16 protein-coding genes and 1 pseudogene are annotated in these 21029 nt (G+C 54.6%); 10 read left to right on the top strand and 7 right to left on the bottom strand.

Annotated elements, in window-relative coordinates; genetic code table 11:
• Window positions 1–1625: pseudogene (locus BLR09_RS07200) on the bottom strand (gliding motility-associated C-terminal domain-containing protein); the annotation flags it as partial.
• 517 nt (window positions 1626–2142) lie between these two features.
• On the opposite strand from BLR09_RS07200, the gene BLR09_RS07190 reads away from it, so the two are divergent.
• From BLR09_RS07190 to BLR09_RS07175, 4 genes are all read left to right on the top strand, one after another.
• Window positions 2143–2925 (top strand): succinate dehydrogenase cytochrome b subunit, encoded by a 783-nt coding sequence (locus tag BLR09_RS07190; protein ID WP_093199609.1) that lies wholly within the window; start codon window positions 2143–2145, stop codon window positions 2923–2925.
• A 63-nt stretch (window positions 2926–2988) separates the two neighbouring features.
• Window positions 2989–4977, top strand: coding sequence for a fumarate reductase/succinate dehydrogenase flavoprotein subunit (locus BLR09_RS07185; protein WP_093199607.1), 1989 nt, complete (start codon window positions 2989–2991; stop codon window positions 4975–4977).
• 89 nt (window positions 4978–5066) lie between these two features.
• A complete protein-coding gene (locus BLR09_RS07180) occupies window positions 5067–5816 on the top strand; it encodes a succinate dehydrogenase/fumarate reductase iron-sulfur subunit (protein ID WP_218126622.1) in 750 nt (249 codons plus the stop codon).
• 456 nt (window positions 5817–6272) lie between these two features.
• Window positions 6273–7925, top strand: a complete 1653-nt coding sequence (locus BLR09_RS07175) for a hypothetical protein (RefSeq protein ID WP_093199603.1) — start codon at window positions 6273–6275, stop codon at window positions 7923–7925.
• Between the two features lie 279 nt (window positions 7926–8204).
• Here BLR09_RS07175 and rpoN read toward each other — a convergent pair whose 3' ends face one another.
• Window positions 8205–9641, bottom strand: a complete 1437-nt coding sequence (gene rpoN / locus BLR09_RS07170) for an RNA polymerase factor sigma-54 (RefSeq protein ID WP_093199600.1) — start codon at window positions 9639–9641, stop codon at window positions 8205–8207.
• Window positions 9642–9876: 235 nt separating this feature from the next.
• On the opposite strand from rpoN, the gene lysS reads away from it, so the two are divergent.
• Window positions 9877–11589, top strand: a complete 1713-nt coding sequence (gene lysS, locus BLR09_RS07165; protein WP_093199599.1) for a lysine--tRNA ligase — start codon at window positions 9877–9879, stop codon at window positions 11587–11589.
• A 199-nt stretch (window positions 11590–11788) separates the two neighbouring features.
• On the opposite strand, the gene BLR09_RS07160 is transcribed toward lysS, so the two are convergent.
• On the bottom strand, window positions 11789–12229 hold the full coding sequence (locus BLR09_RS07160) for a hypothetical protein (protein WP_143011047.1): 441 nt from the start codon (window positions 12227–12229) through the stop codon (window positions 11789–11791).
• 64 nt (window positions 12230–12293) lie between these two features.
• A complete protein-coding gene (locus BLR09_RS07155; RefSeq protein WP_093199594.1) occupies window positions 12294–12491 on the bottom strand; it encodes a cold-shock protein in 198 nt (65 codons plus the stop codon).
• Between the two features lie 164 nt (window positions 12492–12655).
• On the opposite strand from BLR09_RS07155, the gene BLR09_RS07150 reads away from it, so the two are divergent.
• Entirely contained in the window at window positions 12656–12877 is a 222-nt protein-coding gene (locus BLR09_RS07150; RefSeq protein WP_093199592.1) for a PspC domain-containing protein, read from the top strand.
• 110 nt (window positions 12878–12987) lie between these two features.
• Here the strand turns inward: BLR09_RS07150 and BLR09_RS07145 are convergent, their stop codons facing one another.
• From BLR09_RS07145 to BLR09_RS07135, 3 genes are all read right to left on the bottom strand, one after another.
• A complete protein-coding gene (locus BLR09_RS07145; RefSeq protein ID WP_093199591.1) occupies window positions 12988–14292 on the bottom strand; it encodes a TolC family protein in 1305 nt (434 codons plus the stop codon).
• A 13-nt stretch (window positions 14293–14305) separates the two neighbouring features.
• A complete protein-coding gene (locus tag BLR09_RS07140) occupies window positions 14306–14992 on the bottom strand; it encodes an ABC transporter ATP-binding protein (RefSeq protein ID WP_093199588.1) in 687 nt (228 codons plus the stop codon).
• Window positions 14993–15149: 157 nt separating this feature from the next.
• Window positions 15150–16181 (bottom strand): DUF4097 family beta strand repeat-containing protein, encoded by a 1032-nt coding sequence (locus tag BLR09_RS07135; protein WP_093199586.1) that lies wholly within the window; start codon window positions 16179–16181, stop codon window positions 15150–15152.
• A 309-nt stretch (window positions 16182–16490) separates the two neighbouring features.
• On the opposite strand from BLR09_RS07135, the gene BLR09_RS07130 reads away from it, so the two are divergent.
• From BLR09_RS07130 to BLR09_RS07115, 4 genes are all read left to right on the top strand, one after another.
• The gene (locus tag BLR09_RS07130; protein ID WP_093199747.1) at window positions 16491–17186 is read left to right on the top strand and encodes a response regulator transcription factor; all 696 of its coding nucleotides are present in this window, start codon (window positions 16491–16493) and stop codon (window positions 17184–17186) included.
• Window positions 17187–17190: 4 nt separating this feature from the next.
• The gene (locus BLR09_RS07125; protein ID WP_093199583.1) at window positions 17191–18549 is read left to right on the top strand and encodes a sensor histidine kinase; all 1359 of its coding nucleotides are present in this window, start codon (window positions 17191–17193) and stop codon (window positions 18547–18549) included.
• A gap of 82 nt (window positions 18550–18631) precedes the next feature.
• Complete coding sequence (locus BLR09_RS07120) at window positions 18632–19915, top strand: TolC family protein (RefSeq protein WP_093199580.1); 1284 nt, start codon at window positions 18632–18634, stop codon at window positions 19913–19915.
• An 8-nt stretch (window positions 19916–19923) separates the two neighbouring features.
• Window positions 19924–21003: an efflux RND transporter periplasmic adaptor subunit gene (locus tag BLR09_RS07115; RefSeq protein WP_218126621.1), complete on the top strand. Its 1080-nt coding sequence runs from the start codon at window positions 19924–19926 to the stop codon at window positions 21001–21003.
• Window positions 21004–21029 lie beyond the last annotated feature (26 nt).

The following is a 21029-nucleotide window of genomic DNA, read 5'->3' as shown; positions in this document are numbered from 1 at the left end:
GGCCGTGTCCACTTGACGGTGATCTGCCCGTCGGCAGTGCCGGTGTTGTCAACGGTGACGTTGGTGATGTAGAGCAGCTGGTTGGGCCTGAGCTGGCAGGCCTGCGCCGAGAAGGTGCTGTAGAACTGGGTGAGGTTATTGGCACCGGGGAAGACAGCCACCAGGCGGTAGCTGTACTCGGTGTTGGGTCTGAGGCCGTTGTTGTCGGTATAGGTGGTCTGGGTGGCCGGCACGCGGGCTACTTCGACATAGCCTGGCGGGGGTCCGGGATTACAGACATCGGGGGTGAGGTTGGTACATCCCTGCTTGCGGTAAATGATGATCTGGGCGCCTGTAATCTGGCAGGGATAGGCATCCCAGGCCAGTGTGAATCCTGCGGTGGCAGATCCGCTGGTGATGCGCAGGCCTGTGGGGGCAGGAGCAACGACGCGGATGCGGACGGTTTTGGAGTCGACCAGGGAGGGCTGTACCGAACCGGGACTGTCACCGACCTTGAAGAGGACTTCATAGGGCAGGGCGCGGATGTGATCGCAGGAGGTCTGCCAGGCGAAGGTACCGGTACCGGGTGTAGCCTGTGGCTGGGTGGGTACGGTAAAGGTGGCAAAGGGCGCTTTGATGAGGTCGATGCCTGCGGGCGAGAGCTTGTAGACACTTCCGGTGGAGGAAATGGTGAGGCGGTTGCCGTCGGGATCGGTGGCGCGGACGGTGAAGTTGACGGGCTTGCCGGCCTCAACGCAAATATCGGCGGGTACTTCGATGGTGGGCCGCTTGTTCTGGCAGTCGCGGACGATGATCTGCATGTCGCGTGTGATCTCGCCTATTTTGATGCCGTTGCGCCATTCTTCGATGACAAAGGCGACGTTGTACTGTCCGGCACACTTGGGAGCATCCCAGATGAGATCGCCTGTGCGGGCATTGATGGAGTAGGTGGCAGGTCCTGTGAGGGCTTCGTTCTGTCCGGCGCAGTTGGGCACCAGGGTAGGCTGAACAAAGCTGGGAATGACAAATCCGTTGCAGGACTGGCCCAATTGCGTCGTCTTGCTTTGGGTAATGTGATAGGCAAGGCTATCGCCGTCGGCATCAAAAGCGTTGGGGTTGTGGATGTAGCGCTGACCGGTGCAGGCTTCGAAATCAACCGGCGGGTTGTTCATCACCGGGGTATTGTTGAGCCCGAGAAACGAATTGATCAGCAGCGTCGATTCCACATAAAAAGGCTTGCTGACCGAGTTGCCGTCCGTAATATTGATGGTATTGGCGTTCCGGTTTTCAATACCGACGGAGATGGTATAGGTACCGGGAGCACTGAAGGTATGCGTCGTTTTAAAGACCAGCCGTCGGGTATTATTACCGACATCGATGATTCCCCCGGGAAAACCCTGACGCGGGACTACTTCCACCGCCGATCCGTCCCCGAAACAAAGTGTAGCTGAATCCTGCCGGTCGGTCGCGTCTTTCCCGTTCTGGTAGTCGCAGTAAATAGTCAGGGTAACTTCATAGGTCAGGGTTTGGTCGGAAACGCGTCTGGCCGTGATTTCTCCGGCGCGTACGTGGGTGGCCCAGGCCGATGGAGCAAGCCCGCACAGGGCAAATGCGAGCAGTCCAAAAAGGCGGTAAAGAGTTCTCATTCGAAAAAGATCGTAATAGTCAGATAATCAGGCACACCACAGTCGGGTTCGCCGGAAAAGGCCGTGAAAAAGCCGAAGGCCGGCAGTCGTCTTTGCCAAGATAACAGACAGCCGGCAACTTCCGTCAGGCTTTTTGCCTCTCAGGAATCTGTTGCAAAAAAAAGCGAGTTGCCGTGTTTCAAACACGTTTCCGCAGAAAATGCGACGTTGAAGACGTAAATTTTTTGCATGGGTTACCGGAATGAGACGAGCGACACTTCCTGCACACCCGCTGACGGGGTCTTGACTGCCGTCCGGCCCGGTCGCCGGGAGGACCGCTTTCCCGGAAGCCGGCGGAAAGCTTCCGCACGGAGGCAACCGATTTCTTTTCTGGAACGCTGTGAGGGGACAAAAGGTATTTTTAATTAGCAAAAAATCAGAAACCGACTTTGGCAGCCAATCATTTGTGCCGTAGTTTTGGCGCCAATTAAAGGGGGCCTTCCCTGTATTTTCCACAGTTTTCCGAGTCAAAAAAACGATGTCCTGGGTCACACAAACTTTTTCGAGTTCGCTGGGCCGCAAACTCATTATGTCCCTGACGGGGTTGTTTCTGAGCAGCTTCCTGATTGTGCATATGAGCGGTAACCTGCAGCTGTTCTATTCCGATGAAGGGTTGTCTTTCAACAAGTATGCTGTCTTCATGACAACGTTCCCGTTGATCAAAGTCATCTCCTACGGCCTGTATGCTATGATTCTGGTACACGCCATCGACGGGTTGATGCTGGCTTCCAAAAACCGGAAAGCCCGGGGTTCTCAGCGGTACGTGGTGGTCAACAACCAGAGTTCCTGGGCAAGCCGCAACATGGCGCTCCTCGGAACGATCCTCCTCGTGTACATCGTCGTACACATGCAAAACTTCTGGTTCCAGTACAAGTTTGGTCATGTGCCCTATCGGGTGTATGAGCAAAGCATGGTAACCGGAGAGGTGCATTCTGCCGAGTACCAGGGCGAACCCATCAAGAACAAGATGGAAGAGTTCGTCCGCGGTGATGTACGGGTAACCATCGTGAAAGACCTGTACCTTGAAACGAAGGAGGCTTTCAAAAATCCCCTTCTCGTCGTTTTTTATGTGATCGGAATGGTAGCTCTGTCTTATCACCTGGTTCACGGGTTCCAGAGCGCGTTTCAAACGTTGGGCTGGAATCATCCGAAGTATAACCCGCTGGTCCGTTTCATCGGCGTGTGGGTTTTCGCGATCGGGATTCCGCTGGCTTTCGCTGCCATGCCGGTGTTCTTCTACATCAAGAGCCTGGGTGCCTGAGACTCCCGTTTTTCGCCCGGGTAAGTACCGGGTAACTGATCACTTGATAACCGAATTAAGATAATGGCAACATCACCCAAACTGGATGCCAGAATACCGGACGGTCCGCTCGAGTCCAAATGGACCAAGTACCGTTCTACCGTACCCCTCGTCAACCCGGCCAACAAACGGAACCTCGAAATCATCGTCGTAGGAACCGGTCTCGCCGGCGCTTCGGCCGCTTCTACCCTGGCCGAAATGGGGTACAAAGTCAAAGCGTTCTGTTTTCAGGATTCTGCCCGCCGCGCGCACTCCATTGCCGCTCAGGGTGGTATCAACGCAGCCAAGAACTACCAGAACGACGGTGATTCCGTGTACCGTCTTTTTTACGATACCATCAAAGGCGGTGACTACCGTGCCCGTGAAGCGAACGTATACCGTCTCGCCGAAGTATCCGGTAACATCATTGACCAGTGCGTGGCGGCCGGCGTACCGTTTGCCCGCGAATACGGCGGATTGCTGTCCAACCGCTCGTTCGGCGGTACCCAGGTACAACGGACATTCTACGCAGCCGGCCAGACAGGTCAGCAGCTGCTTCTCGGCGCTTACTCCGGTTTGCAGCGTCAGGTAGGCGCCGGTAATGTCGATATGTACACCCGTCACGAAATGCTTGACGTGGTGATCATCGACGGAAAATGCCGCGGTATCATCGCCCGTAACCTGATTACGGGGGAAGTAGAGCGCCACTTCGGTCATGCCGTTCTTCTTTGCTCCGGCGGTTATGGAAACGTTTTCTACCTGTCGACCAACGCGATGGGCTCGAACGTAACCGCTGCCTGGAAGGCACACCGCAAGGGTGCTTTCTTCGGAAACCCCTGTTATACGCAGATTCACCCGACCTGTATCCCGGTTTCCGGCGATCACCAGTCGAAGCTGACCCTTATGTCGGAGTCCCTCCGGAACGACGGACGGATCTGGGTACCCAAGAAGCAAAACGATACCCGCCCGGCCAACCAGATTCCGGAAGACGAGCGCGATTACTACCTCGAGCGCCGGTATCCGGCATTCGGTAACCTCGTTCCCCGGGACATCGCCAGCCGGGCTGCCAAGGAGCGTTGTGACGCCGGTTTCGGAGTAGGTTCTTCGAAAATGGCTGTTTACCTGGATTATGCTTCGGCTATCACCCGCTACGGAACGGCGGAAGCGCACAAGAATAACATGCACCATCCTTCTGCCGACCAGATCATTGAAATGGGCAAGGCAGTCGTGAAAGAGAAATACGGTAACCTGTTCGACATGTACAAGCAGATTACCGGCGAAGATCCCTATGAAGTGCCGATGCGGATTTACCCCGCCGTTCACTACACCATGGGTGGTCTTTGGGTCGATTACAACCTCATGACGACAGTACCCGGTCTGTACGCCCTCGGCGAAGCCAACTTCTCCGACCACGGCGCCAACCGCCTGGGCGCATCTGCACTGATGCAGGGTCTGGCCGACGGCTACTTCGTTATTCCCTATACCATCGGTGCGTACCTGGCGTCTGAAATCCGGACGAAGGCGATTCCGACGGATCACCCGGCTTTTGTCGCAGCGGAGAAGGAAGTAACCGATCGCATCCAGAAGCTGGTGAGCATCCGCGGTACCAAGTCGCCGGAAGCTTTCCACAAGGAGCTGGGCAAGATCATGTGGGAAAAGTGCGGTATGGCCCGGAACGACCAGGGACTGAAGGAAGCCATCAAGGAAATCCAGGCACTGCGCAAGGAATTCTGGACCAATGTGAAGGTGATGGGAGATATCGAGGAGTTCAACCCCGAGCTCGACAAAGCCAACCGGGTTGCCGACTTCCTCGAACTGGGAGAGCTGATGTGCCTTGACGCCCTCAACCGGAACGAATCCTGCGGTGGTCACTTCCGCGAGGAGTACCAGACGGAAGAAGGCGAAGCCAAGCGTGACGACGACAACTACATGTACGTGGCCGCGTGGGAGTACAAAGGCGATTCGGACTGGGAACTTCACAAGGAAGAACTCGTGTACGAGAACATCAAGATTGCCCAGCGTTCCTACAAATAATTTCGGGTATATCGCCTGCCTGATGAAGGCGATGAAGTTGGGTGGTCAGTGACCCCCGAAAACCGGATCACAACACAATGGAAGGTAACATGAATCTGACGCTGAAAGTCTGGCGTCAAAAAAATAACAAGTCCCAGGGAAAGCTTGAAACCTACCAGCTTTCCGGCATTTCGGAGGATATGTCTTTTCTCGAAATGTTCGACGTCCTCAATGAAAAGCTGATTACGGAAAACCAGGAGCCGGTAGCCTTTGATCACGACTGCCGCGAAGGCATCTGCGGGATGTGCTCGATGTACATCAACGGTCGCCCGCATGGTCCGCTTCAGGGTGTCACCACCTGCCAGCTGCACATGCGGAGCTTTAAGGATGGTGATACCATCGTTGTGGAGCCGTGGCGTGCCCAGGCTTTCCCGGTGGTGAAGGATCTGGTAACGGATCGTTCTTCGTTCGACCGGATCATCTCTGCCGGTGGTTTTGTGTCCGTCAATACCGGTAATGCCCGTGACGCCAACTCCATTCCTGTTCCGAAAACAGATGCTGACGCTTCGTTTGCTGCGGCGGCCTGTATCGGATGCGGCGCCTGTGTAGCGGCTTGCAAGAATGCTTCGGCGATGCTGTTTACCTCAGCCAAGATTACGCAGCTCGCCTTGTTGCCCCAGGGTCAGGCCGAACGGCAGTCGCGCGCGCTGAAAATGGTAGCCCAGATGGACGAGGAAGGATTCGGCGCCTGTACCAATACCGGAGCCTGTGCGGCGGAATGCCCCAAGGAGATCAGCCTTGAGAACATTGCCCAGATGAACCGCGATTATTTCTCGGCAGAATTTGCAACAAAAGAGTAATCTTGTTTTCATATTTGAGACAGCCGCCTATATTTGTACACAGAGGCGGCTGTCTTTTTTATTAAGACTCTGTTTTTCAGAGAATTAACCTGTTTTAAATAAATTAATTTTTAGTAGAAGAGTGCTTTTAGGGCTGTCGAGAGTACCGGAAGCCGGAGTATCAGCGGAAATATTTTTTAATTTTCAGGCAGGCAGGCAAACATTGTCACTTTTACTTAGTTATACTTGCGAGTCTGAAAGTGGAATTTCTCCGTATATTTGAAAGAATACTTCATTGCTGTTGTTTAGCGACTTATTTAACAAAAACACAAAACTATGAAGAGTATCTACCGCTCGTTGTGCATGGGGTGGGGAATTTTAACCATTTTGTTCTGTTCAACCCAATTCGAAGCGTCCGCTCAATCTCAACCGACTGCTAACAAGCGTTTGACTCTGAGACAGTGGCGGAAACAAGCTTTGAAAGCACAATCCTTCACCACTGTCAACGTTGACACCTTAAGCAGCTGCGACACAGCTACTTACATTCCCGTTCTGGGGAAATCTCCCTGGCGTCTTTCCATTCCCTTCGGTCCCGGTATCGCGTATTGCGGCTCCTGGGACGGAACCTTCAATCATCCCCGCGATAAGGCGATGTTCAACGGCTTCGGTCTGAACATTTCTGTAGGGGCGGATTATTTCTTCAAGCCTGAGAACCGTTTCAAATTCGGTCTCGGCGTAGAAGGCGGATGGCAGACGTTCTTTGTACGCAGCACGTACAAGGATTATCTGTACAACATTGCTTCTTCGTACTATGGCATCACCGACCGGAACGACATCGATCTGCGTAAGCGCCCGGCCGAAGACATGTACCTCGTAGTCGGTCCGGTTATTTCGTATGACCTGACCAAGAAGCCGCAGAGCAGCTTCATCGAAGCAGCAGCCCGTGTCGGGATCTTCCGCTCGCAGTCTGCCATGATCGGTGCGATTCAGAAGAGCCAGACCCGCGTGATCGAAATGATCATGCCGACAGACAAGCTCATCCACCCGGGTGTTCGCGGTCACATTGGCGCGTTCTTCCCGCTGGGTAACAACTGGTACGGTGGCGCTCAGATCGCAGGTTTCTACACGCTGACGAACTACTTCACCACCGGCTACGACGCCAAGATCTACGAATTCCAACGGAAGCACGGCGGCTGGAGCCTCCAGCTGGGTCTGCGCAAGTCCTTCAACCGCACGACCCTCGTAGAGGTGAAGCCGGCTGAATGCCCGACCTGCGTTGCTCCGACGACTCCGACGGTTACCCTCGGCGATCAGAAAATCAACGGTCTGACTGTCAAGTCCGGCAGCCTGGCCCGTGGTGTTTACCCGAAGATCTCCTGGGAAAGCGGAAGCTCACAACCGGGCGAAACCTTCACGGTCAACGTTCACAAGAAGTCTCCGACTGCTGACGAAATCGTTTACACTCAGAAGAACACGACTGCCAGAAGCTTCGAATGGCCGCAAGACCTGAAGTGGACGGGTGACACCCTCGCGCAAACCACGCTGTACTATGTAACGGTACACGCAGAGCGCGATAACAAATGCGGACACTGCATCTCGGAAGTAGCAACCGCTTCTTTCGGTTTCGAAAAAGAAGCTCCGGTTTACGTAGCTCCGACCTGCAAGTTCCGTCACCGTCTCGTCGAAGTATCTGCTTACTACTCTTCAATCGTCGGACGTGACTCTGTACAGTGCTATTGCTACTGCAACGGAACCCGTCAGTCAATGGGCACTTACCGCAAGCGTACCCTCTACGGTACTTACACGGTTGAGCTCGAACGTGCTAAGCTGAACGGCTTCGAAGAAACGAAGGATGACATCGAAATCGCTGTACCGGCTCAATTCGACGCTCTCGTGTCCAGCATGAAGAAACCGAAGTACTTCAAGGCTGTTTACGAAATCGACGAAGTCTGCGACGGCAAAGTGACCCGCCACCTCGGTGACTACCAGGTGAACATCACCAAAGTCAAAGGCAAGTACGTTATCGCCAAGACGAGCATCCGTCAGATCACCGAAGAGGAGAAACAACGGATCATCGAACAGGAAGCAAACAAGGCCAAGAAAGGCGCTCCCAAAAAGAGAAAGAAGTAAGCTTCTGATAAAAAAATCCCCGCCTCGCAGCGGGGATTTTTTTATGGGCTTTAAGCGATAAGCCATAGGCTTTAGGCGATTGGCAGTGGCTCGTGCAATCAGGAAATCTTCCTGCTATATTTTTAAAAAGAGAAAGCGCTCTCCGCTTGCGGAGAGCGCTTTCTCTTTTACGGGCTATATTCAGTCGGCCCCCGTCCGGGTTGACCGGTTGCTTACCGCTTAAAGCTTATTGCCTACAGCTTAAAGCCGATAGCTGACCACCGAAAGCCGATAGCTCTGCTACAGCTCCCTGCGGATCTTCGCGATGGGAATATTAAGCTGTTCGCGGTACTTGGCGACGGTCCGGCGTGCGACCGGGTAGCCCCGCTCTGTCAATGCTTCCTGGATCTGCTGGTCGGTCAGCGGAGATTTCTTGTCTTCCTGATCGATGATCTCGACAATGGCCTGCTGTATTTCGCGGTTAGATACTTCTTCGCCTTCGTCGTTCCGCACCCCTTCGGTAAAGAGGTCTTTCAGGTGAATAATCCCGAACGGTGTCTGAGCATACTTTCCGGACGTTACACGGGAGATGGTTGAAATATCCATGCCGATACGATCGGCGATATCTTTCAGAATCATCGGCTTGAGCTGCCGGACATCGCCCGTCAGGAAGTATTCCCGCTGCAACTCGATGATGGCCCGCATGGTACTCAGCATGGTCTGCTCCCGTTGCCGGAGGGCATCGATAAACCACTTGGCCGAGGCCAGCTTGCTTTTGACAAACTGGGCCGTTGCCCGGTCTTTCTTATCCCGCGACTCCGCCATTTCCAGTACCGACTTATTCAGCCGGATACTGGGCAGGTCGCGACCGTTGAGGTTGACTTCAAATACCCCGTTGTCATTCGTGACAAAGTATTCCGGCAGAATATTCTCATTGACCACCAGCCCGCCGCTTTGCCCGCCGACTACCGGCTTGGGATTGAGGTGGGCGATGGTACTGAGAACTTCCTTCAGCTCCTCATTGTCGAGGTTCATGACCCGCATAATCTTCTCATAATTCCGTCCGGCCAGTTCGTGCATGTGTTTGCGAACCACTTCGGTACTGAGCCGGATTTCGGGCGACTGAGGCTTCCGCTCAAGCTGGAGCAACAGGCAGTCCTGCAAATCGCGGGCAGCAATACCCGGCGGTTCAAGGGCGCGGATAAGCGGCAGAATTTCTTCGATTTCCCGCTCTTCTACCCAGAGATTATTGGTAAAGCTGATGTCGTCGGCGATGTTGTAGGCGTCGTACTTGAGAAAGCCGTCGTCATCGAGTGAATCCACGATAAAATCGGCAATCATGCGTTGGCGCTCATCGAGATCCAGCGTACCAACCTGTTCCTTGAGGTCATCCCGCCAGGTGGTTACCTGCACGACGGGAGAGGTATAGTAGTCTTCGTCGGCCGGGAAGTTATCCGACCGCGTTTTGTACTCCGGAATATCGTCGTCCGAAAACTCGTCCCAGTCCCGGAAATCGTCCGTAGGCAGGTCGTTACCCTCTCCGGCAAAATCGTCGGCATCGGTTTCGTCACCGGTTTCCGGCGCTTCCTCGCCTTCTTCCAATACGGGGTTTTCCTCGAGCTCGTCTTTGATTTTCTGTTCGAGTTCGAGGGTATTCAGTCCCAGCAGGTTCAGCATCTGAATCTGCAGCGGGGAAAATTTAAGCGTCTGTTTCTGTGTCTGGGTCAGTCTCTGCATAGCGCGTGCACGGTTGAAGCATACCCGGCGTCCCGGGCCAATCCATCGAACGGAAAGGCCGCTTTTACAAATCTAATGCATAGACGACAGGTACCTCCATTATAAAACCCGAAAATTGGCCCGAAGGTTATGATGGCATACCAACGGTCAATAGTTATTTTTGCATCGGGTAACGCTTTGACGTGACTCATGGGTTTCAACGTCCCCGGCCTTTTGCAGGGGCTTTTTTTGAATTATGCAACTTTCCGAACAAGAAGTACTCCGCAGACAGAAGCGGGAAGAATTATACAAGCTGGGGATCGATCCGTATCCCGCCGAGAGCTTTGAAGTCAATGTCACCACCAGCGACATCCGGAAAAACTACGAGCGGAATAAAACGGATTACAAAACCGTTTCCATCGCCGGCCGCCTTATGGGCTTCCGGATCATGGGATCGGCCAGCTTTGCCGAGCTTCAGGATTCCAGCGGACGGATTCAGCTGTATTTCCGTCGGGACGATCTGTGCCCCGGTGAAGACAAAACCCTCTACAACACGGTTTTCAAGAAACTGCTGGACATCGGAGACATCATCGGCGTCAAGGGTTTTGTGTTTACAACCGAAACCGGCGAAATCTCCATTCACGTACAGGAATTCAAAATCCTCAATAAATCCCTGCGGCCGCTGCCTGTCGTCAAGCGCGACGAAAGCGGCAATGTTTTCGACGGTTTCACCGATCCGGAGCTGCGCTACCGCCAGCGGTACGTCGACCTGATCGTGAACCCCGAAGTGAAGGATGTCTTCGTCAAACGCGCGAAGATGATCACGACCATGCGGCGGATTTTTGACGACCGCGGCTGGCTGGAAGTGGAAACACCCATTCTTCAGTCGATCCACGGCGGAGCGGCGGCGCGCCCGTTCAAGACGCACCACAACACGCTCGACATGCCGCTGTACCTGCGTATCGCGAATGAGCTGTACCTCAAGCGGCTTATCGTCGGCGGGTTTGACGGCGTGTACGAGTTTGGCAAGATGTTCCGGAACGAAGGCATGGACCGGACGCATAACCCGGAATACACCGCCCTCGAATTCTACGTAGCCTACAAGGACTACGAATGGATGATGGCCATTACCGAAGAAATCCTGGAGAAAGTAGCAGTGGCTACCAATGGAGGTACGAAAGTGACCGTCGGAGAGAACGAGATCGAATTCCAGGGCCCGTACACGCGCCTGACCATTTCGGAAGCGATTCAGAAGTACACCGGTATTGACGTGGACGCGTCGACCGAAGCCGAGCTCCGCACCGCAGCCCGCAACCGCGGTATCGAGGTAGATGACAGCATGGCGAAGGGCAAGCTGATCGACGAACTCTTCGGCGAAGCGGTGGAAGGCCACCTCATTCAGCCGACGTTCATCATCGACTATCCTCTGGAGATGTCTCCGTTGACCAAGAAGCACCGCAGCAAGCCGGGTCTGGTCGAGCGCTTTGAGCTGTTTATCAATGGCAAGGAAGTGGCCAACGCCTACTCCGAGCTGAACGACCCGATCGATCAGCGTGAACGCTTTGAGGAACAGCTGAAACTGGCTGCCCGTGGCGACGAAGAAGCGATGGCACTCGACGAAGACTTCATCCGCGCGCTGGAGTACGGTATGCCGCCGACTGCCGGTATCGGCTTCGGTATCGACCGGTTGACCATGCTGATGACCAATAATGCAAGCATCCAGGAAGTATTGTTCTTCCCGCAGATGCGCCCCGAAAAGAAAGTGGAAGTATCGACCGAAGCCGATTACGTGGCAGCGGGTATCCCGGCCGAATGGGTTCCTGCGATCCAGAAAATGGGCTTCCTGACGGTAGACGCCCTCAAAGGCGCAAACGCGAACAAGGTATTCAACGACCTCGGCGGCCTGCGCAAGAAACTGAAAATCGAAGCGAAAATGCCGAGCCTGGATGAGGTGAAGGCGTGGGTGTAGGGAGGTTTTCAGTTTTCAGTTTAGAGTTTTCAGTTTAGAGTTTAGGGTGGGGATGTGCGTCACGTCCCCGCTCTAAACTCTGATTTTTTTAGAGCCTTTTGCCGGAAAGCCGGACCCGAACCGGTCCTCAACCCTCAACTCTAAACTCTAAACTGAAAACCCTAAACTGAAAACTGAAAACCCTAAACTGAAAACTCCCCTACCTTCCCGAATACCCCATATTATCAATCAGCAGGTTTCGGTGGCCGTCGTACCAGACGACGCGGTCGACGAGCAGAAAACCGTTCAGGCGGGTAGCCAGGCGGAACAGGTCGTCTTCAAAAGCCGAAAGAGAGTCACTGGAAAAGGCGAGCGCGAGCTGCGTCGTTTCAATCCGTTGAAGGAGAGCCTGTTGTTTCTCCGGTTGCTGGGCGGGTAGTTCGGCGACGATACCCCGCATCGTCAGCAGCATGGCCGAGAGGTCGGCTTCGTGGTCGGTCAGCGTGCGGAGGTATATATCAAGGGAAGTGCTGCGAAACCAGCCGATTTTCCGGGCCACCCGGAAATGGTGAGAGCCGGCCGTCTCAAGGCCCGGGAAAAAATCCGACAGCGCAGCCGGGAGGAGCTCTGCCTCCGGGGCGAACAGGGAAGCTTGCGTCATGGCACAAAAATAGAAATCCCGGGTCCATCCGAACCCGGGACTCATCTTTTTCGCAAGAAATGTCTTATGCCAGTTTCTTTACGTTCACGGCATTTACCCCCTTCTTACCACTGATGGTCTCGTAGGAGACGCGATCGTTCTGCCGGATTTGCAGACCGTTCAGCCCCGTGACGTGAACAAAGATATCCTGTCCCGTGGCATCGTCAACGATGAAGCCGAAGCCTTTGCTTTCGTTGTAAAATTTAACTGTACCTGTTTGCATGACGAAATTAAATATTGAAACGGATGATTTACCCGAAATAAAAAAGAAATCTTTTTTGTTTATACAGTTTTTCGAAAAAAAAGTTTTAAGAATTATTTTGGAACGAAATTTTTAAGGAGTCCGGGAGTCTGTTTAATTTCGACTTGTCTAATCCAGCAGGAGAAATGAATCGGTTTCGATATCTAATTGAAGGTCAGGCGTTTGGGGTTTGCTCGTTACTGGGCGAACGATTTGGTATCTCGGCCAGCAGCATCCGCCTCTATTTCATCTATACCTCGTGCCTGACGATGGGCTCTCCGCTCGTCGTATACCTCTTCCTTGCGTTCTGGATGAACTTCGGCAAACACCTCCGCCGGCACCAGAACCCGACGGTGTGGGAATGGTAGTGGCTATCGGCTGTCAGCCATCGGCTATCAACTTTTCGGCCGGAGAAATACCGTACCCGTGAGCTATGCGAGTATCTGGTTGAAAGCCGATTGCCGAAAGCCGACCACCGCTAAAACAGCGGTTTTCCCTGATAATAATCCAGGATTTTCACCCGGAAAAGATAGTCGTAACGCGCCTGCACAAGGCTGAGGCGTGCCCGGTCGTAATTGGTCTTGGCCAGGTTGTACTCCACGACGTTCAGGGTACCGGCCTGAAAACGGCTTTCGGCCGACTGAAGCGTTTCTCCAAAGCTCTTCGCCTGATTTTCAAGCGCCCGGTACCGCATTTCCGTTACTTCCAGGTTGGCATAGGCCTGCTCGATACCTTGTTTGAGCTGTACCTGTACGTTCTGAGCCTGTACTTCTGCTGTTTTCTTCTGAACGACAGCGTTTTGAACACGGGTACGGTTCAGCCAGCCATTGAGGATCGGAATCGTCAGATCCAGCGAGACGGCGCGGTAAATATTGTTCTTCAACTGTTCTCCATAGCCCAGATCGGCCGTAGAGGAATAGCGGGTGCTGATGTATCCGTTGGCCGACAGCTGCGGGTAGAGCCGCGCTTTGGCGACATCGATACCTTTCACGGCGCTCTGCACCCGCAGATCGGCGGCCTTGGAAACGGCCAGGTTCTGGCGGGCAGATTCATAGATCTGCGTCGCAGAAGTGGCATAGCCCATGTCACCTTCGGCTGTCAGGCGCTCCAGCGAAAAATCAATGGGGAAGGAAGGGTTGTTCAGCGTCTGCCAGAAGGTAAGACGGTTGAGCTTCAGCTGTCCCTGCGCGGTGACGAGCGTGAGCTGGTCAGTCGACAGCTGCGACGCCAGCGTAAACTCGTCTGAAGGCGCCAGGTTTCCGGCTTTGACGAGCTCGGACGTACGTTCGAGCTGCAGTTTGGACGCTTCCACCTGACGCGTAGCCAGCTCTACCTGGTCTTCGCTGGAAAGTACCTGCAGGTACGCGAGGAGGGTATTGATGATGACCTGATCCCGGGCCGTTTGTACGTCCTGCTGGGAGGCTTTCAGCAATAAATCATTCTGCTTGATGGAATTGCGCAGCAGCAGCCCGCTGAAAATAGGTACGCCGGCCTGCATGTTGAAATTGGAGGATTTCAGCTGCTGCGTGACAAAAAGGTTGGTATACGGGTCAATACTCCGGCCCCAGTTGATGGCCTGACTGGCCCCGCCCGAAAGGGAAGGGATCATCGCCATGCGCGACTGGCTGAGGTTGTTGTCGGCGGTCTCGACGAGGAGTTCGTTTTGCCGCACGGTGAGGTTGTTCCGGACAGCCATGTCGATCGACTCCTTCAGGGATAACCTGGATTGCGCGTGCGTCGCCCAGGAGAGAAGAAGCAGACCGCTGAGGATAATTTTTTTCATGGGGAATAGAAGATTATACGTTGGTCGTCACGTGCTCGTCGTGCACGATTTTTCCGTCGCTCAGGTGCAGAATCCGGTTGCCATAGGCCGCATTCTTTTCCGAGTGGGTTACCTGAATGATCGTGACGCCTTCCTGATTGAGTTGCTTGAAAACCTGCATGATTTCCTCCGCCTGGGCTGACTGGAGGTTTCCGGTCGGTTCGTCTGCCAGAATAAGCTTCGGTTGTCCGACCAGCGCCCGTGCGATGCCGACCAGCTGCTGCTGCCCGCCGGATAACTGATTTGGAAAGAGGTCTTTTTTAGCGACCATGTTGAACCGGTCGAGGATATCGGCGATGCGGCTTTTCCGTTCGGACGACGGGACATTTTTATACAAAAGCGGCGTTTCCAGGTTTTCATAAACCGTCAGCTCGTCGATCAGGTGGTAGGCCTGGAAAACGAAACCGATGGCAGCCTTGTAAAGCTCCGAACGCTTGCGTTCCGACAGGTTATGAACCGGCTGGTCAAAGAGGAGATATTCTCCGGAAGTAGGCTGGTCCAGCAGCCCTATGATGTTCAGCAGGGTCGATTTTCCGGCACCGGAGGGGCCCATGATGCTGACAAATTCCCCCTCTTTGATTTCCGTGGAGACATAGCGGAGGATATAGGTTTTCGTGAAGCCGTTCTGAAAGTACCGTTCGATGTTAGTAAGCGAAATCATAGGGTTCTTGGTTTGTCTGTCTGAGTTCCAAAGGTGTGCCAATACCGATGTTGTATTGGTAATTCACTGAAAAACAACTAGTTATAAAATAAATATGTCCGAAAACGTACAATCAGGTGTACGCTTTCGGACAGGAATTAACAGCTTTCCGCTGAAATCAGTAAACCGTCACATTGCCGCTGGCGGAAACCGTCACGGGTACGCCGCCGCCGTTGAGCTTGCCGACGGCCCGGTTATCGTCCGTTTCACCACGGAACTGGGACAGGGGAATTTTCACACGGTTGCCGCGGATATCCAGGTCGGCGCCTGCCTTTTCCGGAATATCCAGGCGGATGTTACCGGAAGATGCCCGAAGCTTGACATGGCCGACGAGCTTCGTGATTTCTACGTCGAGGCTGCCGCCGCTGGTTTCCGCTTCCAGAGAAGCTTCAATCCGCTGGAGATGAAGCGATCCGCCGGAGCTGCGGGTAACGAACTCGCCCGAAATATCAGATGCCTTGACACTGCCGCCGCTGGTTACGGCTGCGATTTTGCCTTTCAGACGGTCGAGGTTGACGCTGCCGCCGGAGGTTTTCAGGTCGATGGTACCGTCCAGTTCTTCGGCGTGAATACTGCCGCCGCTGGTTTGCAACCGGATATCCTGTTTGCAGTTTTGCAGGTGAATACTGCCGCCGCTCGTGCGCCCGTCGATGGTACCGGCTACGTCCGTCACGTGCAGGCTGCCGCCGCTGGTCTGGAAGTTCTGAATACCTGTCAGGTGCGTGAGGTGAATACTGCCGCCGCTGGTGCGGAGGTTGGTGGCGAAGGACATCGGCGTAAAGACTTTGAAGCCGATGTTGATATTCCGGTTGTTATCCCAGCGGCGCCCTTCTTTCATGCGGGAGGAAAGTACGACGGTATTGCCTTCGGTTTTCATGACAACTTCGTAGTCGTCGAGGCGTTTCTCGATTTCAGCTTTATCGAGTTTATTCGCCGGCCAGTTGTTCAGGCGGACATACATTTCCACCTTTACATCTTTGCGGTCGCCGCCTTCCACCCGGATGCTGCCGCCGGATACGTCGACTTTCAGGTTACTCACATTACCGGTAAATGTTTCGGTTTTGTACGGAGGATCGTCGTCGTTCTGGTTTTGCGCTGCAATCGGGCCGGCAATAAAAAAAAGAAGTGGAAGTAAAAGAGAGGTTTTCATAGACGCGTTGTTTGATCTGTGGGGCAAAGACAGGAGCAATCTCCTGTATGTTGCACGGTAGCTGATTTTTCGCCGGAACGGACCTCCCGTCCCTGAAAATAAAAGCCCCGGTACAAAACAGGTTCTGACCGGGGCCCTTGTTGGTTTTCATGGCTTTGCCTTTCTTCTTTCCAAGGTCGTGCCAGAAGAAAAAATAGTTTTTAATTTTCTGATAATCAGTGGAATATGATTTTTGATTTGTCCGGTATCGGACAGTCCGCGTCCGGAACCGAACGCGGACTATGCCGGCCGGCACAAACCCGGAACAGTATGTCGAGAATTTTGTTGGTGGAAGACGATACCCGTGTTTCTTCCTTTCTGGAAAAAGGGCTGAAGGAAAAACTGTTCAGCGTACATCCGGTAGCGAAAGGGTATGACGCTATTCAGGAAACGACGACGCAGACCTTCGACGTGATCATACTCGACGTCATGCTCCCGGATATCGACGGGTTCGAAGTATGCAAAATCATCCGCCGGCGGGGTATTACCACGCCCGTTTTGATGCTCAGCGCCCTCAATTCCCCGGAAGAAAAAATACAGGGACTCGAAGCCGGCGCCGACGATTACCTCGGCAAACCCTTCAATTTCCTCGAACTCATCGCCCGGATCCGGGCACAGATCCGCCGGAAGGAGTTTGAACGGGAGAACAACCACGAATTTGTGTACCACGACCTGGTTGTAGACCCGGACCGGCATCAGGTCCGGCGCGGCGACCGGGAGATTACCCTTTCCCCGCGCGAATTCCGCCTGCTGCTGTTTCTGATGCAAAACCGGGAAAAGGTAGTGACCCGGGCAGAAATCGCCGAAGCGGCCTGGGACCTCAACTTCGATACCCGGACGAACGTCGTCGACGTGTATATCAATTACCTCCGCAACAAGATCGACAAAGACTTCGACGTCAAGTTTATCCAGACCATCAAGGGCAGGGGATACCTCTTCGAAGCGTTCGGAGATAACGCCCGCTGACGCCATGAGCCTGAGACGAAACCTTACTTTTCAATCGACGTTCGTTTTTGCCGTGACGCTGGCTGTGGTCTTCACCGGTACCTATATCGCCTTCCGAAAACATACCCAGACCCTGTTTTTCAATAAGTTGGCCGATCGGGCGCTGATTGCCGGGTTCGTCTATTTCGAGAAAGACGAAGCGACCCGGCAGAACTATGCCCGCAAAGAGTCGGTGTACCAGGTACGGCTGACTGATGAAGTTATACAGGTATACGACCGGGAGCAGAAGCTGATTTTCGAAGATCACGGCCCATCTGCGCCCCTGAGCCCGGCGCAGGTACGGGAAATCGCGGCGGCGGGCCGCCGGAATTTCTATGCCGGCGACCGCCAGGCCGTCGGGATTTTCTACCAGGATAACCAGGGTGATTTCGTCATCGTCGCGTCGGGTGTGGATGCTACCGGCGAAAGCCGTCTGCAAACGCTGGCGTTGACGATGCTGGTGTTTTTTTTCGGGGGAATCGGGCTCAACCTGCTGCTGAATGCGGTGCTTTCCCGGCGTACATTCCGGCCCTTTGCGGAAACAATCCGGCATGTCAACCGTATTTCGACGGACAACCTGCACCTGCGCCTGCCGGAACGTAGCGGCAGCCGGGATGAGTTGCAACAGCTCATCGCAACGTTCAATCACTTTCTCAACCGGCTGGAAACGGGCGTCCGGAGCCGGAAGCTATTTGTCCGTCATGCTTCACACGAGCTGAAAACCCCGCTGGCAGCGCTGATCGGGAATTTGCAGGTCAGTCTTCAGGAAAACCGCCCGGAAGCTGAATACCGGGAAATTCTCCGCAATGCCCTTGACGACGCCGAGCACCTGCAATCCATTCTCGAAGGCCTGCTGCTGCTGTCGAATCTCGATTCAGAAGAGTCCTTTCCGGTGCAGGATGTCCAGATTGATGAAATACTCTGGGACGTCCTGGGCAAGCTTGCCTATACCTATCCGCAGCATCCGATTGAAGTCGAAATTGAAACGGAAAAGGAAAATGCCGACTGGCTTCGTGTCCGTGGAAACGAGGGGCTGCTGGCCATCGTCCTGAAAAACATCCTGGAAAACGCCGTGAAATTCTCCGGCAACCGGTCGGTAGAAGTACGGGTATACGACGACAACGGGCCGGAAGTACGGATTGAAGACCACGGTTCCGGCATTCCGGCAGGCGAGCAGCAGGCCGTGTTCGATCTCTTTTTCCGCGGATCGAATGCCGGCACGGTACCCGGTCATGGCATGGGCCTACCGCTGGTCCGCCGTATTCTCGAATTACACGGCTTTTCCCTTGAACTGACCTCCGAACCCGGAAAAGGAAGCGTCTTTCTGATCCGGTTTCATCGGTAGATTAAGGTTTTCTAACCTGTTTCCAAGACGCTTTTAATCTGCCTGTTAACCCGCTCTAATTGCACTGCCGGAGTTTTGTGGCATGCGATTAACGATTTTCTTTCTTCTCCTGCTGTGTGGGCAGGCGGCGTCGGGAGCAGATACGCTGCGCGTTTCCCGTGTGGATGCCGAGCAGCGTTTTCTTTCCCGGAACCTGACCCTGCTGGCCGAAAAGCGGTCCATTTCCCAGGCGGAAGCCCGGATCATTCAGGCAAAAGCCTGGCCGAATCCGCATTTCGGAATCGATCAGGTGAACCTCTGGGCTACCTCCCGGCAGACGAAAGGAGAGGTAGTAGTACCGCCTCTGGGAAAAACCTTCGGAAAAAACCAGCAATTCGCGTTAGACCTCGACCAGCTCATTGAAACGGCGGGTAAGCGGCGGAAGCGCGTTGCCATCGAGCAGGCGGGGCGGGAGCAGGCCGAACAGGGATTTCTGGAAACGCTGCTATCCGTCAAAACGGAATTCCGGAACCTGCTTACGGAACTGTCGTACGACGAGCAGGAAAAACGCCTCCTCGAAGAACAGCTGACCTGGCTGCAGGACGTCCTGAAAGCGCAGGAACGGCAATATGAGCTTCGCAATTCATCCAAAGCCGATTTCTTCCGGATGAAGTCCCTGGACCTCGAATGGCGGCGCGCGCTGGTGACGAAAGAAGCTGAAATTCAGGAATCCCAGCAGCGCCTGAAGACCCTGCTGGTACTTCCGCCGGAAACCTACCTCATCCTTACCGATGGCCCTACCCTCCCTTCCTACGAAAAACTGAAGAAAGAAGGCTTTGCCCTCTTCCGGGAGACAGCCGGCGAAGAGCCTCCGCGCCTTCAGCGGGCCCGGGCCGATATCCGGTATGCCGAGGCCCAGCACCGCTACGAGCAGGCGAAGAAGGTCCCGGATATCACCGTCAACGCCGGGTACGACCGCAACGGCAATACCATGCTGGATTTTCTCGGCTTCGGCGTATCGGCGGATATTCCCGTATTCGACCGGAACAAGGGCAATATCCTGGCCAGTAAGATCGAAGTCGAAAAAGCCGGGTACCGGCTGGAGGAAGTACGGGCCGACTGGCAGAACCAGCTTTTCCGGGCCTATGCGCGCTTTGTGGCGGCGAGCGATTTTTACGAGCGCCTCGACCCTTCCTATCTCGGTGACCTGGCCGAACTAAGCGGCTCCGTTGCCCGCAACTTCCAGCGTAAAAACCTGACCCTTATCGAGTTCCTGAACTATTTCGAGGCTTTCCGCGAGAACCGGGAGACGATCCTGGGCGCGGCCAAAGATCTCCGCCTTTCCCTCGAAGAACTAAACTACCTGGCAGGTACTGATTTGTTATGAGCAGAGCCATGATCCTTTTCCTGCTGCCGGCGCTGATGCTTGGCGGCTGTGACTCCCCGCCGCAGGAGCAGCAGAAAGCGGCAGCCGCGAAAGACACCTGTCTGACCGAAACGCCGGGCATCGAAACCGCGCCCGTTCAGGTCGCGCAGCCAATCCAGAAGATATCCCTGACCGGAAAAGTCAGCTACAATCCCGACCAGGTCGTGCGGTTTGTGCCGCTGCTGGCCGGAGTAGTAAGCGAAGTAAAGTTCAGTCTGGGCGATTATGTCCGGAAAGGGCAGGTGTTGCTCGAAATACGCAGCGCGGAGCTGAGTAACCTGTCGGCTGAACTGCGGACAGCGGAAGCGGCGCTGCGCCTGGCGGAGCGGAATCTTGCTTCGGCGCAGGATATGCATGCCGACAAGCTCGCTTCCGATCGGGACCTGGTACAGGCCGAAAGCGAGGTCGAAACAGCCCGCCAGGGTATCCGGAAAGCCAAAGAAGCGCTGGATTTGTACGGTGGAAATATGGAACGCGGCGTCCTGCTGATCCGGGCATCTTCCAACGGCTACATTGTCGAAAAGAACGTCGTCCCCGGCCAGCAGGTCGAAGCCGGCGCCGATCCGCTCTATACCCTTTCCGACCTGCGGCAAGTATGGGTGACGGCCAACGTCTACGCCGGGCAGCTGGACCTGATTAAAGAAGGAATGCCGGTAGAGATTACGACGACGGCCTATCCGTCCACGGTTTTCCACGGAAAAATCAACCGCTTTTCGAGCGTCTTCGATCCGCAGGAGCGGGTACTGAAAGCGCAGATTTTCCTGGATAATCCCGGCCTGCTGCTCAAGCCCGAAATGTTTGTGATGGTACGGGTCAGAAAACCGGGGAACGAAACCACGCTCGCGGTACCGACCCGGGCGGTGGTTTTTGACAACGACCGGTACTTCGTCGTGCGGTATGGCAGCGCCTGCGACGCGCGGCTGATCGGTTTCAGCCCGCTGTTTCAGTCGGCCGATTCTACCTATTTCCACGGCGCTCTCCAGCCCGGGGAGCCGGTACTGACCCGGCATTCCCTGCTCGTCTATAACCGCCTCAAGGGCGGCAACTAGCGAACCTCACCCCGTTCGCCAATTTC

The sequence above is a fragment of the Siphonobacter aquaeclarae genome (assembly GCF_900103285.1).
GTDB classification, from domain to species: Bacteria; Bacteroidota; Bacteroidia; order Cytophagales; family Spirosomataceae; genus Siphonobacter; species Siphonobacter aquaeclarae.
The sequence above is the reverse complement of the archived record's forward strand: the minus strand, read 5'-3'. Positions and strand labels throughout refer to the sequence as shown.